The 13,030-nt window shown below is 71.2% G+C and carries 22 protein-coding genes; 16 read left to right on the top strand and 6 right to left on the bottom strand.

What is annotated here, in order from left to right; all coding sequences use genetic code 11:
* Window positions 1–43 precede the first annotated feature (43 nt).
* Together ABR738_RS00355 and ABR738_RS00350 are read left to right on the top strand one after the other, a co-directional pair.
* Window positions 44–445 (top strand): hypothetical protein, encoded by a 402-nt coding sequence (locus tag ABR738_RS00355; RefSeq protein ID WP_350227884.1) that lies wholly within the window; start codon window positions 44–46, stop codon window positions 443–445.
* A 40-nt stretch (window positions 446–485) separates the two neighbouring features.
* The gene (locus ABR738_RS00350) at window positions 486–2,045 is read left to right on the top strand and encodes a terminase large subunit domain-containing protein (protein WP_350227883.1); all 1,560 of its coding nucleotides are present in this window, start codon (window positions 486–488) and stop codon (window positions 2,043–2,045) included.
* A 46-nt stretch (window positions 2,046–2,091) separates the two neighbouring features.
* Here the strand turns inward: ABR738_RS00350 and ABR738_RS00345 are convergent, their stop codons facing one another.
* The 6 genes from ABR738_RS00345 to ABR738_RS00320 all read right to left on the bottom strand — a co-directional run bounded on the left by ABR738_RS00345 (window position 2,092) and on the right by ABR738_RS00320 (window position 4,551).
* Complete coding sequence (locus ABR738_RS00345) at window positions 2,092–2,307, bottom strand: hypothetical protein (RefSeq protein ID WP_350227882.1); 216 nt, start codon at window positions 2,305–2,307, stop codon at window positions 2,092–2,094.
* A 101-nt stretch (window positions 2,308–2,408) separates the two neighbouring features.
* Window positions 2,409–2,627: a hypothetical protein gene (locus ABR738_RS00340; RefSeq protein WP_350227881.1), complete on the bottom strand. Its 219-nt coding sequence runs from the start codon at window positions 2,625–2,627 to the stop codon at window positions 2,409–2,411.
* A gap of 187 nt (window positions 2,628–2,814) precedes the next feature.
* The gene (locus ABR738_RS00335; protein ID WP_350227880.1) at window positions 2,815–3,162 is read right to left on the bottom strand and encodes a hypothetical protein; all 348 of its coding nucleotides are present in this window, start codon (window positions 3,160–3,162) and stop codon (window positions 2,815–2,817) included.
* Between the two features lie 142 nt (window positions 3,163–3,304).
* Window positions 3,305–3,799 (bottom strand): hypothetical protein, encoded by a 495-nt coding sequence (locus ABR738_RS00330; protein WP_350227879.1) that lies wholly within the window; start codon window positions 3,797–3,799, stop codon window positions 3,305–3,307.
* Window positions 3,800–3,954: 155 nt separating this feature from the next.
* Window positions 3,955–4,239, bottom strand: coding sequence for a MerR family transcriptional regulator (locus ABR738_RS00325; RefSeq protein ID WP_350227878.1), 285 nt, complete (start codon window positions 4,237–4,239; stop codon window positions 3,955–3,957).
* A 90-nt stretch (window positions 4,240–4,329) separates the two neighbouring features.
* Window positions 4,330–4,551, bottom strand: a complete 222-nt coding sequence (locus ABR738_RS00320; protein WP_350227877.1) for a hypothetical protein — start codon at window positions 4,549–4,551, stop codon at window positions 4,330–4,332.
* 127 nt (window positions 4,552–4,678) lie between these two features.
* On the opposite strand from ABR738_RS00320, the gene ABR738_RS00315 reads away from it, so the two are divergent.
* The 14 genes from ABR738_RS00315 (at window position 4,679) to ABR738_RS00250 (ending at window position 13,026) form a co-directional block, all read left to right on the top strand.
* The gene (locus ABR738_RS00315; RefSeq protein WP_350227876.1) at window positions 4,679–4,987 is read left to right on the top strand and encodes a hypothetical protein; all 309 of its coding nucleotides are present in this window, start codon (window positions 4,679–4,681) and stop codon (window positions 4,985–4,987) included.
* Between the two features lie 66 nt (window positions 4,988–5,053).
* Window positions 5,054–6,868 (top strand): hypothetical protein, encoded by a 1,815-nt coding sequence (locus ABR738_RS00310; RefSeq protein WP_350227875.1) that lies wholly within the window; start codon window positions 5,054–5,056, stop codon window positions 6,866–6,868.
* 56 nt (window positions 6,869–6,924) lie between these two features.
* Entirely contained in the window at window positions 6,925–7,761 is an 837-nt protein-coding gene (locus ABR738_RS00305; RefSeq protein ID WP_350227874.1) for a hypothetical protein, read from the top strand.
* Window positions 7,762–7,866: 105 nt separating this feature from the next.
* Window positions 7,867–8,277 (top strand): head decoration protein, encoded by a 411-nt coding sequence (locus tag ABR738_RS00300; protein WP_350227873.1) that lies wholly within the window; start codon window positions 7,867–7,869, stop codon window positions 8,275–8,277.
* A gap of 14 nt (window positions 8,278–8,291) precedes the next feature.
* Window positions 8,292–9,362: a major capsid protein gene (locus ABR738_RS00295; RefSeq protein WP_350227872.1), complete on the top strand. Its 1,071-nt coding sequence runs from the start codon at window positions 8,292–8,294 to the stop codon at window positions 9,360–9,362.
* A gap of 2 nt (window positions 9,363–9,364) precedes the next feature.
* Window positions 9,365–9,637, top strand: coding sequence for a hypothetical protein (locus ABR738_RS00290; protein WP_350227871.1), 273 nt, complete (start codon window positions 9,365–9,367; stop codon window positions 9,635–9,637).
* Between the two features lie 91 nt (window positions 9,638–9,728).
* Entirely contained in the window at window positions 9,729–10,061 is a 333-nt protein-coding gene (locus tag ABR738_RS00285; RefSeq protein WP_350227870.1) for a hypothetical protein, read from the top strand.
* On the top strand, window positions 10,058–10,912 hold the full coding sequence (locus ABR738_RS00280) for a hypothetical protein (RefSeq protein WP_350227869.1): 855 nt from the start codon (window positions 10,058–10,060) through the stop codon (window positions 10,910–10,912). Before ABR738_RS00285 ends, ABR738_RS00280 begins: the two co-directional genes overlap by 4 nt.
* A complete protein-coding gene (locus tag ABR738_RS00275) occupies window positions 10,909–11,163 on the top strand; it encodes a hypothetical protein (protein ID WP_350227868.1) in 255 nt (84 codons plus the stop codon). The genes ABR738_RS00280 and ABR738_RS00275 overlap by 4 nt, the downstream gene beginning before the upstream one ends.
* Window positions 11,154–11,363, top strand: a complete 210-nt coding sequence (locus ABR738_RS00270) for a hypothetical protein (RefSeq protein ID WP_350227867.1) — start codon at window positions 11,154–11,156, stop codon at window positions 11,361–11,363. The genes ABR738_RS00275 and ABR738_RS00270 overlap by 10 nt, the downstream gene beginning before the upstream one ends.
* Window positions 11,364–11,391: 28 nt before the next feature.
* The gene (locus tag ABR738_RS00265) at window positions 11,392–11,772 is read left to right on the top strand and encodes a hypothetical protein (RefSeq protein WP_350227866.1); all 381 of its coding nucleotides are present in this window, start codon (window positions 11,392–11,394) and stop codon (window positions 11,770–11,772) included.
* Window positions 11,769–12,197, top strand: a complete 429-nt coding sequence (locus ABR738_RS00260) for a DUF6093 family protein (RefSeq protein WP_350227865.1) — start codon at window positions 11,769–11,771, stop codon at window positions 12,195–12,197. The genes ABR738_RS00265 and ABR738_RS00260 overlap by 4 nt, the downstream gene beginning before the upstream one ends.
* A complete protein-coding gene (locus ABR738_RS00255) occupies window positions 12,194–12,595 on the top strand; it encodes a hypothetical protein (protein WP_350227864.1) in 402 nt (133 codons plus the stop codon). The genes ABR738_RS00260 and ABR738_RS00255 overlap by 4 nt, the downstream gene beginning before the upstream one ends.
* Window positions 12,592–13,026 (top strand): hypothetical protein, encoded by a 435-nt coding sequence (locus tag ABR738_RS00250; protein WP_350227863.1) that lies wholly within the window; start codon window positions 12,592–12,594, stop codon window positions 13,024–13,026. The genes ABR738_RS00255 and ABR738_RS00250 overlap by 4 nt, the downstream gene beginning before the upstream one ends.
* Window positions 13,027–13,030 lie beyond the last annotated feature (4 nt).

Raw genomic sequence — 13,030 nt, 5'->3', positions numbered from 1 at the left:
GGGCACCACACCGCCTTCGGGCGGTGTGTCTCATGGAGGACCCATGCCGCACCTCGACCAGCGGCGCGCCGAACTGCTCCGCCGCCGCCTTGCGGGAGACGACTTCGCCACTCTGGCTCGCGAGCTGGACTACACCGACGCCGCCGAGGCCGCCGCTGACTTCACGCAGGCCCTCGCCGACACCGAGCCGCTCGAGGCCGCCGCACGCGACGAGGCCGATCGGCGCGCACTGGACGAACTCCAGCACGCCATCTGGGACCAGGCGGCGAACGGCGACCTCGACGTCATCGACACCACGCTCGCCATCCACGACCGCCGAGTCCGCCGCCTGGGACTGGACGCGGCGGCGCACCAGCTGGCTGACGGCCCCGCGCCGGCCCCGGCCGCCGTCACCGAGGCCGAGTTGGACGAGCTTCTCGCGCTGATCGAGGACCCGCCGATCTGAGGGATCATGTAGGGGTGCGCGGGGGTGCACGGAGCCCCTGATGATGAAGGCGCCTGAGCAGGAGGAACACCTCCTACAGCGCTACCGGACCCTTCCCCGAGACCAGCGTCTCCTCATCGCCCGCACCGCCTCACCAGACCTGCGCATCCGCCTCGCGCACGTCGAGCGGCAGCTGGCGATGGACCGCTCCCCAGGATCACTGGCCGCCCTGCTGACCGAAGGCCGCGAGCTGCAGGCCCGCCACCTCAACCTCATCGACTCGGCGTTCATGCGGATCGCCCGTGGCGAGCGGATCCGTCTGCTGCTCAACATGCCGCCCCGGCACGGCAAATCACAGCGCGCCGCGCGCTGGGCCCCGTTGTGGTACCTGCGCCGCCACCCCACCCACCGGCTGATGATCGCCTCGTACTCGGCCGTCCTCGCCGAGGGCCACGGCCGCTGGCTGCGCGACTCCATCAACGAGTACGGCGACCAGCTCGGCATCTCCCTGCGCTACGGCAGCAAGGCCGCCGGACGCTTCGACCTGGTCGGCGGACCGGGCGGCCTGGTCACCGCCGGCGTTGGCGGCTCACTGACCGGCATGGGCGCCAACCTGGCGATCGTCGACGACCCGCTCAAGGACGCCAAGGCCGCCGCGTCGCCGACCGTGCTCGGCGACCTGTGGGACTGGTGGCAGCAGGTCCTCAACACCCGCATGGAGCCCAACGGCAGCATCGTGGTCATCCAGACCCGCTGGTCGGAGAACGACCTCGCGGGCCGCATCCTCACCCAGGACGCAGCTCGCGACCGCGCCCGCTGGACAGTCATCAACCTGCCGGCCGTCGCCGACACCCCGGACGACGTCCTCGGCAGGGCCATCGGTGACCCGCTGTGGCCCGAGCGGTTCGGCCTCGAACACCTGCAGAACTTCCGCGAGGAGGTCGGCGAGCGCGGCTGGTGGGCGCTGTACCAGCAGCAACCCCGCCCGCTCGAGGGCGGCATCTGGCAGTGGTCCTGGATCCGCAACCACCGCATCACCGCCGAGCAGCTGCGCGGCATCAACCTCACCCGCATCGTCGTCGCCGTCGACCCGGCGGGCGGCGGAGAGGACAGCGACGAGGTCGGCATCGTGGCCGCCGGGCGCGACGCTGCCGGGAACCTGTACGTCCTGGCCGACCGCTCGGGGAAGATGGGCGCGGCCGACTGGGGCCGCGTCGCCTGCGAGCTGGCTCTGGAAGTCTCCGCCGACGCCCTGGTCGTGGAGTCCAACTTCGGCGGCGACATGACCAGGCAGGTGTTGGTCCAGGGCTGGGACGAGTTGGTGCGCGGGGGCGGGCCCGAGGCGGCCGGGGCCCTGCGCCCGCGGATCATCCCCGTAACGGCCAAACAGGGCAAGAGACTCAGGGCGGAGCCTATCGCGCAGCTCTACGAGCAGGCCCGCGTCCGGCACGTGGGGGAGTGGCCGGCGCTCGAGGTCCAGATGGTCACCTGGATGCCCGGCCTGGACAGCCCCGACCGGATGGACGCCTGCGTGCACGCGCTGACCGAGCTGGCGGCCCCCGGCACGAAGGACAACGGAACCGGCGGCTACCGCGACGGCCGCCTCAACGGCCGACGATGACGAACCGGCCCCCGGCCGAAGAGCCGGGGGGCGGTCGCGATCGGCGTCAGCCGACCTTCAAAAGGGTCCAGCGCTGCTTCCCGGTCCCGGGGCCCCAGTCCGCGTCGGTCTGGGCCACCCGGAGGTCGTACCCCCGGGTCGCGGCCCGCAGGGCGTCCGCGTCGGAGGCGTAGTCGTGGTCGTCGTAGTAGACAGTGGTGTCGTCGTCCTGGAAGGCCAGCCCGGTCGCCGGATTCAGTTCCTTCAGGATGTACAGGGCCATCGTCGTGTCCTCCTCGTCGTGGTTCCGGCCCGCGCTGCGGGGCGCAGGCTGGGCGATTCGGCCTGGGGCCCGCAGCGCGGGCCCCAGGCCGTCGGGGCGCTTTAGTGGCCCCACTCCAGGGCGTTGGTCGCGTCCTCGCTGAGGTAGCCGACCTGCTCGCCCTCGCCGATCCAGCAGGTGCCGTCCTCCGCCTCGACCACTTGGCCGATCGTGTACTCGAAGGGGTACCGAGGCTGCATGGCCAGGCGGATCGGGGCGTCGGGGTCCACGCCCTCAAGCTGCTCGATCAGTTCCGCGACCGTCATTCCCATCTCCGCCATGCTGGTCTCCTTCGTCGGTTCGGCTGGGGCTCGGGGCGCCCCCTTCGAGATCAACTATACAACGCAACATTGTAAGGTGTGAAGGGGTTTCGTGATCTTTCTCGGCAGGGGAGCGCGCCGCCAGGTGCGCTCCTGGACGCCGCGTACCGCCCGGTGGTCGGCCGGGCGGTACGCGGCGTCCAGGCGGCTACGCGGCGCAGGTGTCCAGGATTGCGATCCCGTGGGCGGTGGTCTGGAACTCCCATATCGCGCCGTGCAGCAGGGTGTCGCGCGCCGCCTCGAGGTTCCCGTCGTACTCGGCGAGGTCGATGCGGCCGGTGCCTGCCGCGTCCTGCAGCGCCTGCCGCCAGTCCGCGCCTACGCCCATCACGCGGGTGTCGCGGTAGTCGAGGAAGGTGGTGCGCAAGGTGTCCCGCCGCCAGCTGCGCTCCTCGCTGTCCAGCTCGCTCGCCGGTCCGAAGTTCTCATCGATGTCCCTGCGGGCAAAGGTGGCGCTGATCAGGGCTCTGCGGAGGGTGCTGGTCATCTCGGCCATGCCGTTCTCCTTCGTTATGGGGTGGGCCCGTCTTCCGTTGCCCCAACTATACAATGCAGCGTTGTAAGGTTGGAAGTCGAGGAGCGATCTTTCTGGGCAGGGGGCTCCACGGGCTGCGCCCCGGCATCGGCCGGGGCGCAGGTCAGACCGTGATCGCCTTCCACCGCGTCACGTAGTCGGCGGCGGCGGCCCGCAGGAAGGCGGCGGCCAGGTGGTACGTCGGGCCGTCCACTCCGACGTCGGCGCCGAACGGGTACCCGTCGGGGTGGTCGGGATGGGGGCCGGGGTTCAGGTACAGGTCGCTGCAGACCACGTAGCCGGAGAAGCCCCAGTCGCCGACCTCGATCATCTGGTCGTGCACGTCCCTGGCGGCCGGGTCGCCCAGGCTCACCGAGACGGCGGGCTCGTCGTCGAAGTCGTACGAGGCGGGGTCGTCCCGGTAGACCGGGTCGATGTACTTGTCGATCAGCAGGGCTCCGGTGATCGGGCAGTCGGAGCCGGGGAAGTGGATCGCCGGGTCATGAACGGCGTACCGGATGCTCGTGGTGCCGGGCACCCAGGCGCCGACTCCGTGCACTTTCAGGGGGTCGCACGCAGGCAGTCCGTGCTCGTTCAGGTCCAGGCTCACGGTGAACATGACTTCCTCCCCTCGGGCCGGCGGGTCCGGCCTCATGGAACTTACCTTATAATGTTTCGTTGTAAGGTGGAAGTCGTTCGGGCCCTTTTCTCGATCTTGGGAATGCCGCGCACCCCCGGCTCCGGGGGAGCGGGGGGCGCGAAAGCGGGGCGGGCTCAGGCGTCGGGGTCCTTGAGGTCCGAACGAAAGCCCTGGCCGGGCCGGTTGGCCACCCATTCCCTGATGGTGTCCGGGTGCCATCCGGGCTTGTCGCCCAGCATGACGTCCGGCTTGGGCAGTAGGTGCTTCTTCTGCGACCAGTAATAGCGGATGGTTCCGACGGCCACTCCAGCCGCATCGGCGACCTTCGCGTACCCCCACACCTCGGCCTGGCCACCGGGAGCATTGCTCCTGGCCTTCTGCTTCGCCGTCGCGGAGGGCTTGTCCGTTTCCTTGGTCATGATCCTCGTCCTCGTGTCGTCGGTGCAACGATGGGGCGGCGTGGTCCACCCCGCTTGCCTCGGGGTGGACCACGCCGATACCGCGGCTGCTCAGGTCGTCTCGACCGTGCGCATGATGAGCTGGAGCAGATCGTCGTACGACGCCGACTGGGTGGCGGACGCCGCGAAGGTTGCTGCCGCCTCGCTGTGCCCGGCCTGCCGCAGCGCCCTGCGTACGAGCCCGATGAGGTGGTAGGCGTTGCCGCCTGCGCTGGACAACTGCACCTCCATGTCGGGGTATTCGGGGCCTGCGGGCTGCGTGGCGTGGTCCATGGCTGATCCCTCCCGTGCCGGACTGCCTGCTCCCGGCACTGACTATACAACGGTTTGTTGTTTCGAGCCCTACAATACAATGTAGTGTTGTAGGGTGAAAGCCTGTCGGCCCGAAAGGACGCCGCTCATGTTGACCCCCGCCCGCCTCGCCGAGATCCGTGCGCTGCTCGACGACGAACACCGCACCCACGACCAACTCGAGGATGCCCTACAGGAACTGCTCGACGACCGCGCCGCCCTCCTCTCCGCGGAGGCCCGATTCGCCGTCCGCTGGAACGGCGGCAGTGAACCGGCGACCTGGGACTACGCCGAAGCCCAGACCCAGGCTCGCGCCGCGCTCGCACGAGGTCACCACAACGTTGGTGTCGCCTGCTACCGCCTCGAGCAGGTCGACTGGGTGCGCGCCACCGAGTTCGTCCACGAAGAGCCGCGCTGACGCCCGCCCGTCGGCCCGTCCTGCCCCGATATCCTTGATCACGGCGCGGGGCCGACGGAGGACGACGTGGGCCTGCGGCAGTTCATCATCGACGCCTGGGGCTGGCTCAACTACAAGCCTGTCTACGCCGACCCGACCACCGGCGACCCCAACCGGCGCGCCTTTCCCGGCGCCTTCGCGACGTGGGTGCCCGAAGAGGACACCCGACGGCTGGCCGCCTACACCGTGCTCGCGGCGTACGACGGCGGCCAGGCCGGCGAACTCGCGGAGGTACGCGACGGAGCCGATGCCCGCGAGCGCCGAGAGTACGGCGACCCCGCCGCTTTCATCGACGCCATCACCAGTGACGTCCTCGGCGACGAGCAGCGCATCGTCGTCGACGGCACCGAGCAGGATGACACCACCACCGAGGACGACGAGGCCCGCGCGGTCCAGGAGGACCTGCTCACCTGGGCTGAGGACGAACAGTTCGCCATGCGGATGCAGCAGGCCGAGCGTAAGGCCGTAGGCCTCGGCGACGCGGTCTACCGGCTGTCCTGGGAGCCCGACAAGCGCCGTCCCGTCGTACGGGTCGTCGACCCCGGCTTCTACTTCCCGGTCCTCTCCGACGACGGCGAGTTCCCAGTCCGCGTGCACTTCGCGTGGGAACTGCCCGCCGACCCCCGGCGCGGGCTGAAGGACCGGCTGCGTCGCATCACCTACGAACTCGGCCCCATCCGGCCCGCGACCGTCACCCGCACGACCGACCGCGGGCGGGCGATGCGCACCTTCGCCGGCGACCAGGACGACCCGCTGCTCGTGCCTGGCGACACCGCCGACGAGCAGGGGACCATCTGGCGCCAGTACGCCTGGAACGACGAGCCCTCCGCCGTCACGTGTTACCTCACCGACGCCACCTGGCTGCTGGAGGACCTCGAGCGCCACAGCGACGTCGACAACCTCCCGATGAACAAGGCCGCCTACGCCCGGCGCGGCGACGGCGAACTCCTTGACGGCCTGGACCTGCTCATCGACTTCGTGCCAGTGCTGCACCTGCCGAACTCTGTACCCGGAGCGGAGGAGCACTGGGGCAAGGCGAGCCTGGCGGCCGTCCTGCAGGTCCTCGACGAGCTGGCCGCCTCGGACACCGACGCCGCCCGTGCCTCGGCGACCACCGGCATCCCGATCCTGTCCGTCTCCGGCCTCCAAGACGGCCGCGCCAGCCTCCAGGTCGAGCCGGGCGTCGTGTTCAAACTCGCCGACGGCGGACGCATGGACGTCGTCAACACCGCGCCCCAGCTTGCCCAGCTCCTCACCACGGTCGAGACGCTCCGCGACCGCGCCGCGGTCAACCTGCGGCTGCCCGCCGTGGCGTTGGGTACCCACGACCCGGCGCAGATGCCCTCCGGGTACGCGCTGAAGATCAGCCTGGGCCCGCTGGACAAGCTCGTCGCGGCCATGCGTCTGGCCCGCAGGCACAAGTACCAGCTGTTGCTGCGGTTCGTGCAGCGGCTCTACATCGCCGGCCAGCACCCCGACTGGGTCGGCCGCAAGGTCCACTCGGCGAACCTGGTCTTCGGCGCCTACACGCCTACCGACCGGATGGGCGTCCTGGAGGAGGTCGCCACCGCGTACGCGGCCCGCCTGATCAGCCTGGAGACCGCGCTGCGGATGCTCGCCGAGGGCGGCTGGCCGATCGAGGACGTCGCCGTCGAGATCGACCGCATCCAGGCCCGCGCGTTCGACCAGGCCGCGGCACTCGCCGATGCCACCGGCGACGCGCAGGCCGTCCGCGACTATCTCGGCATGAAGCCGGCCGACCCCGAGAAGGTCCCGGTCCCCGTACTGCCCGGCCCCGCAGACCCCAACGCACCGCAAACCGACGCGGGACAGCAGCGGTGACGATCACCCCTAAACTCGTAGAAGGCGCGGGGGCGCACCGGTGGAGGACACCAAATATGGACCACAGCACCCCCCGACCGCGCCCCATCCCCGGCGCCATCGTCGGCTACGTCAACGGCCGTCCGGTCCGCGTCATCGCCGGCGGAAGCGGCGAAGACGACCCGGCGCCGACGACCGAGCCCGCCGCGCCGGTAGCGCCTGCACCCACCCCGGCCGACCTCGCCGTCAAACACTCAGCACAGGCCGCCGAGGCAGACGCCGCGGACGCCGAGGAGAACGTCACCGTCACGCAGAAGCGGCTGAGCCTGCTCCTCACGCGCGAGAAGGACCAGGGTCGGCAGGCAGCGCTCCGCGCCCTCGCCTCGGATGCCGGCCTCGACCCGGACACCATCGACGCCACCCAGCTCAAGCGGGTGCTCGCCGACGCCCGCGCCCTGCGGGAAGCCCAGCTCAGCGACGAGCAGCGCCGGGAGGCGGAGTTCGAGCGGCGGGAGCAGGCCGTGGCAGCCAAGGAGAGCGAGGCCGCCACGGCCCTGGCGGCGGCGCAGACACAGCTCCAGGAAGTGCAGCGCACCGCCGCCCTCGTGGGCATCGGCGCAGCCGGCGAGGACCTCGAGGACGCACTCGTGCTCCTGGACAAGGCCCTCAAGGACAGTGCCGACCCGGACACCGACGCGATCGCCGAGGCCGCCAAGGACCTCAAGAAGCGGCGCCCGGGCCTGTTCGGCGCCGCCGAAACGACGACGGCCCCCAAGCAGCCCACCCCGCCCGCCCCGTCCGGCTCCCCGGCGGGCGGAACACCGCGCCGCCAGGCCGCGGTGGGCAAGCCGGGAGACGCAGGGCGCCGGATGGCCGCCCGCATGTTCGGCGGCAACACCGCCGACGCCGCCTGAACCAACCAGTAACACCTCTGGGACCACGCCCAACCCCATTCCTCCCGTGGACGGCACCTCGGTGCCACGCATCTCTGCTGCGCCCCGCCACGGGAGGACCCCGGCATGGACATCCAGCCGATCACCACCACCCAGACTCTCCGCGTCGGCCGTGCCTGGCTGCTGTCCGGCCACGGCACGGAGACCAACCAGACCATCACCCTCGACGTCGCCAAGTTCGCCGAGAACACCCACTGGGTGCGCGGCATCAAGACGGTCGAGGCCCGCTTCAAGTCCGGTCTGCCCCTGGCCCGCAACGCCACCAGCGGCCTGTACGAGCCGTACGACCCGGCCGCCACCGACGGCCACGAGGTCCTGGCCGGATTCCTCGACACCGAGACGGCCTTCGGTGTCGGGTCCAAGGCCATCGGTGCGGCGCTGCGCGTCCACGGCCTCATCGCCCCGGCGAAGCTGCCCGTCGCCTTCGACCCGGCGGCCGTGAAGAAGACCACCGCCTCCGTCACCTACGCCGCCTAAGAAGGAGCCACGTCATGACGACCGAGACGAACGACATGCTCGAGCTCCTGCTCCGGGAGCTGACCCCCACCGACATCAACGCCTTCGTCCGGGCCATCCCGGGCCCGGAGGACTACGAGCTGACCCGCAGCGTGCTGCCGGAAGTCCAGCTCAACTCGGTGAAGTGGCGTGTGAAGCGCACCAACCGCCGGGTGCCGGCGGCCAAGTTCCGCGCCTGGGACGCGACCACGCCCGTCGCGACCCGCGAGATCACCATGGTCGAGACCGAGGGCAAGCTGCCGCCGCTCGGCCAGAAGTACCTGGTTGGCGAGATGGAACAGCTGCTCCTCGACGCCGACCGCGGCGCCAGCTCCGACGAGCTGGTCCAGGCCGTCTACGACGACGTCGCCGCGCACGTCCTGTCGATCCGCTCCCGCATGGAGCTGGCCGCGGGCGACCTGCTCGCCGATGGAAAGTTCACCCTTCGCGGCGAGAACAACCTGTACATCGAGTACGACGCGCAGGTCCCGGCCTCCCACATGCCCACCGCCCCGCTCCCATGGACCGACCCGGCCGCAGACGCACTGGGCGACGAGCGGCGCTGGATCCAGGCCCTGCGTGACGCGCGCGCTCCGCTGCCCACCCGGGTCGTCACCTCGTTCAAGGCCAAGGCGCTCCTCGCGGGCAACCAATCCTACCGGGCGGCCTACTACGGGGCGTTGCTCGGCTCGCAGATCCCCACCACCGTCCTCGCCCCCAACGAGGTCGACGCCGTACGCGCACGCTACGGTCTGCCGCCGATCGAGGTCTACGACGTGCAGATCCCGCTCGACGACGGCTCCAACCCGCGCGCGCTGCCAGAGAACCTGTGGCTGATGCTGCCGCCCAACCCCCGCCAGTGGGGCGAGACCCAGTACGGCGTCACCACGGAATCCCTCATGCTGTCCCGGGGCACCAACCCCGCGATCTTGCGCGAGGACGCCCCGGGCATCGTCGTCACCCACGGGTACACCGACGACCCGGTCACCGTGTGGACCAAGGTCGCGGCCAGCGCCATGCCCGTGCTGTACGTGCCCGACATCCACATCGCCGCGCGGGTGTGGTGACGATGGCCCGACTCGCCTCCACCGTCTACGTCCTCGACCCCGACACCCACCAGTGGGTCATCTGTGACGCCGGCACCGAGCCCGAACCGCACCTGGCCGCACTCATCCGTACCCCCTCCGCCTGGGAGGACGGTGAGGTACCGGAAGCTGCCATGGCAGCGGCCCTCGACTCAGCAGAGGGCACCACTGCTGGCGGTCAGGAGACGGCCGGGGCCGAGACGGAACCGGACAAGAAGCCGCGGACCCGCAGGCCCGCAGCGAAGACCGACGAGTAGTCACGGTCCCCTGAACGTCCGGTGCGGTCCAGGCCTGTCCTCTCCTGGGCCGCACCGGACCCCTCTCCCCTCCACCTCCTGGGGCTGCCCCGTGGACGACGCATCGCGCCGCTGGCTGTTGGCCACGCTCGGCCCGGCCACCGACACCACCGATCTCGACCAGCGCTACGCCCGGCTGCATTCGCTGCGGGCCGTCGCGCTCGAGGTGCTGCGCGAACGCCGGGCCGCGTTGCTTGCCCAGCCCTTGAAAGTCGCGGTGTCCGGCGTCGTGTCCGTCGACTCCAGCGGCAACGTCGCAGCGCTGGAGCGGCAGGTCACAGAGCTGGAGGACCCCACCACTCCAGTCCCCGGGGAGGAGATCCCGGGCGACCCGTACGGCCCGGGGAGCGGCGTGCTGTACCTGCGCGAACGGCCCCGCCGATGACCACGTTGCACGAACCCACCCGCAATCAGGCCCTGGACCAGCTCGTCGCTGCCGCGCTCCACCAGGCCCGGGCCGACTGGGAGCACCTGACCAACGCCCAGCAGCAGCTGCTGCGCACCTTCGCCACCGCCCGCCGCCGCAACCGCCGCACTGCCGGCCTCTCGTCGGTCCCCGCGTCGCTCCGCGAGGGCCTGTCCCTTTTCAACGTGGCGACCGCGCGCTTCAACACCAACCTCGGAGCGCTCGCCGAACGATGGGCGGCCGTCGACCTGCCCCGCGCCTACCGGCTCGGCGCCGAGGACGCCCTCACACACGCGGTCCTCGCCCGAGGAGGCCACCGCCCGGCCTTCGCCTGGAACGCCACCCACCAGCACGCCCTGTCGACGCTGACCGCCGCCTCCTACCCGGTGCTGATACGCCGGGTGAGCGACACCGTCCGCCGCAGCCAGGCCTTCGCCCGCGCGATCGCCACGGCCGCCCGCGCCGCCGAACCACCCACCGCAGCCGAACTGGCCGCCCAGCACCCCCTGGACACCGTCACCTACGCCCGCGGCGCCCAGCACCCGGTCGCCTCCTGGGCCCGCACCGCGCTCGCCGCCCAGGGCATCTCCGCTGCCAACACAGGCGCACTGACCGCCACCACCGCCGACCTCGACGCCCAATGGGTCCAGGTCATCGACGGCCCCGAGTGCGGATGGACCAGCCACGACGAACTCGACCGCGCCCACGACACGCTGCGCTCCGCCGACGAGGCCGCCAGCTACCCGATCGCCCACCCCGGATGCCTGCGCCGCTTCATCCCGCGCCCAGACCTCAACACCGCCGCCATCGAGGAGGGACAACCCGCATGAGCGACGAACTGCCGGTCCTCGGCCGCATCGTCCACTACGTCGCCCGGGGCAGCGCCGACGGCCGCTTCCCGTGCACCTGTCGCGCCGCCATCGTCACGGCCGTTGACGAGGCCGGGCAACCCGCCCTTGCCGTCCTCAACCCCGAGGGCCTCTATTTCAACGGATCACTGCCGCACGCTCCCGCCGCCCCACTGACCGGTGGCACCTGGCACTGGCCCACCGTGGACGAGGACGGCCGCCGATGCGCCTGACCGTCCGTGCCCCCGGCCGCGAGATCGACATCGAACTCGCACAGAACAGCACCGCCGCCCTCAAGGCGGCCGAGACAACCGCGCTCGCGCTGCTCAAGGCACTGCCGGCCCAGGAGGCCGACGAGGACGTCCCCTTCGGCTTCGCGGTCTCCTCCGACACCGAGCGAGTTGAGACCGTGCCGTCCGCGGACGACGAGTAGCCCGCCACCCATCGACGACGAGGACCCCATGAACGACGCCAGTCTGGCCGCCAACCTGCACCCCGTCCGCATCACCGCCGACGGCGTGCGCGCCGCCGTCACCATCGACGGGCACGACGTGTCCGCGTCCCTGTCCGCCTACACCCTCGAACACCGCGCCACCCAGCCGCCCCTGCTCGTGCTCTACGCCCGGCCGCCGGTCGACGGCGCCCTGTTCGAGGGCTACGCCGAGGTCGCCGTCGCCACCGAGACACCGCCCGGCGAGGCGATCGCCGCGTTCCTCGGCGGCATCGACGCCGGCATGCTGCAGCGCGCCGCCCTAGAGCGCACCGACCTCGACGGCACCCCGACCGAGCTGACCACCGCCATGCTGCGCCAGCTCACCGACTGGGCGGGCGGGCGGACATGAGCCGCCTCGACCTCAGCGCGCTCGGCCCGGTCCTGCAGGAGATGTTGATGGGGGACACGGTCCGGATCAGCCGCCCGGCCGGGCCGCCCGTCCTCAACCCGGAGACCGGCGAACTCGAGCCCGTTCCGCCCCACGTCGTCTACGAGGGGCCGGGCGCGGTCTACGACAGCTCCCAGGCCCCCGGCGTCGTCACCCCGCTCGCCGGCCAGCCCTACCCGGACGACCCCAAGAACCCGTACCGGCTCCTCACTCCCACCATCGCCCCAATCGCCGAACGCGACGACACCATCACCGTCGTACACGCCTCCCAGGACCCCACCCTGGTGGGCCGCTCCTGGCGCTGTGTCCAGCCGTCCGGCGCCAGCAGCCTCCTCGTGGTGCGGGTGACCTGGCTGGACGAGAACAACGAGACGGAGACGCGGTGACCGAACGCCGCTTCACCGACGCACGCCAACTCGCCACCGCCATCACCACGGCGGCCACCGCCATCGGCCCGGCCACCACCACCGCCATACGCCACGAGGCGATGGTGCTCCAGGCCCTCATCCAGGCCTCCGCCAGCGGACGACCCGGGCCCAATGTCATCACGGGCGCCTACCGCGCGAGTTGGCAGGTCGACGTCCGCACCCGGCGCGGCGGTGCCACCGCGACCGTGGGCACCTTCGCTCCGCAGGCTCGCCGCCTGGAGCTGGGCTTCACAGGCACCGACGCCCGCGGCCGGGCCTACGCCCAGCCGCCCTTCCCACATGTCGCCCCGGCCCTAGCTCAGATCCAGCAGAACTTCGCCGAACGCATCGGCCGCGCCGTGCTGGAGGCCCTGTGATCGAGCGCCGCCAGGTCACCGACGCCGTTGCCGCCCTGCTGAGCACGGGGACCGGCAAGCCGTGCGGCGTCGGCAGCCTCCCCGTCGCCGCCGGCACTCCGGCCACGCCCCCGTACACGGTGCTGTACTCGCTGCCACTCACTCTGGACGGAGCCCCGCTCACCGACCTGTGTGAGGACGCCTTCACCGTGTACCAGGTCAGTTGCATTGCCCGCAGTCACGCGCAGGCGGAGTGGCTGGCCGACCTGGTCCGCGCTGCTGTCCTGGCCCGTGACCCGGCGTTGGGGGAGTGGAGGTGGGAGCTGAAGGTGCCGGGCTGGCTGTGCTGGCTGCGGGAGCTGGACAGCGACGCTGGTATCGACGCTGATCCCGGTGCCGCTATCGTTTCCTATGTGATCAGGTTCCGGCTCGGCTGGACCCTGGCCGGCTGAGTTC

The organism is Streptomyces sp. Edi4 (assembly GCF_040253615.1).
In the GTDB taxonomy this organism is placed as follows: domain Bacteria; phylum Actinomycetota; class Actinomycetes; order Streptomycetales; family Streptomycetaceae; genus Streptomyces.
The sequence above is the reverse complement of the archived record's forward strand: the minus strand, read 5'-3'. Positions and strand labels throughout refer to the sequence as shown.

Bases quoted from the DNA above. Each gene is read 5' to 3' on its own strand.
- ABR738_RS00350 (WP_350227883.1), top strand. From the start codon at position 486: ATGATGAAGGCGCCTGAGCAGGAGGAACACCTCCTACAGCGCTACCGG.
- ABR738_RS00290 (WP_350227871.1), top strand. From the start codon at position 9,365: ATGGCCCGACTCGCCTCCACCGTCTACGTCCTCGACCCCGACACCCAC.
- ABR738_RS00340 (WP_350227881.1), bottom strand. From the start codon at position 2,627: ATGGCGGAGATGGGAATGACGGTCGCGGAACTGATCGAGCAGCTTGAG.
- ABR738_RS00300 (WP_350227873.1), top strand. From the start codon at position 7,867: ATGGACATCCAGCCGATCACCACCACCCAGACTCTCCGCGTCGGCCGT.
- ABR738_RS00315 (WP_350227876.1), top strand. From the start codon at position 4,679: ATGTTGACCCCCGCCCGCCTCGCCGAGATCCGTGCGCTGCTCGACGAC.
- ABR738_RS00335 (WP_350227880.1), bottom strand. From the start codon at position 3,162: ATGGCCGAGATGACCAGCACCCTCCGCAGAGCCCTGATCAGCGCCACC.
- ABR738_RS00265 (WP_350227866.1), top strand. From the start codon at position 11,392: ATGAACGACGCCAGTCTGGCCGCCAACCTGCACCCCGTCCGCATCACC.
- ABR738_RS00275 (WP_350227868.1), top strand. From the start codon at position 10,909: ATGAGCGACGAACTGCCGGTCCTCGGCCGCATCGTCCACTACGTCGCC.
- ABR738_RS00345 (WP_350227882.1), bottom strand. From the start codon at position 2,307: ATGGCCCTGTACATCCTGAAGGAACTGAATCCGGCGACCGGGCTGGCC.
- ABR738_RS00330 (WP_350227879.1), bottom strand. From the start codon at position 3,799: ATGTTCACCGTGAGCCTGGACCTGAACGAGCACGGACTGCCTGCGTGC.
- ABR738_RS00295 (WP_350227872.1), top strand. From the start codon at position 8,292: ATGACGACCGAGACGAACGACATGCTCGAGCTCCTGCTCCGGGAGCTG.
- ABR738_RS00325 (WP_350227878.1), bottom strand. From the start codon at position 4,239: ATGACCAAGGAAACGGACAAGCCCTCCGCGACGGCGAAGCAGAAGGCC.
- ABR738_RS00270 (WP_350227867.1), top strand. From the start codon at position 11,154: ATGCGCCTGACCGTCCGTGCCCCCGGCCGCGAGATCGACATCGAACTC.
- ABR738_RS00260 (WP_350227865.1), top strand. From the start codon at position 11,769: ATGAGCCGCCTCGACCTCAGCGCGCTCGGCCCGGTCCTGCAGGAGATG.
- ABR738_RS00280 (WP_350227869.1), top strand. From the start codon at position 10,058: ATGACCACGTTGCACGAACCCACCCGCAATCAGGCCCTGGACCAGCTC.
- ABR738_RS00320 (WP_350227877.1), bottom strand. From the start codon at position 4,551: ATGGACCACGCCACGCAGCCCGCAGGCCCCGAATACCCCGACATGGAG.
- ABR738_RS00355 (WP_350227884.1), top strand. From the start codon at position 44: ATGCCGCACCTCGACCAGCGGCGCGCCGAACTGCTCCGCCGCCGCCTT.
- ABR738_RS00305 (WP_350227874.1), top strand. From the start codon at position 6,925: ATGGACCACAGCACCCCCCGACCGCGCCCCATCCCCGGCGCCATCGTC.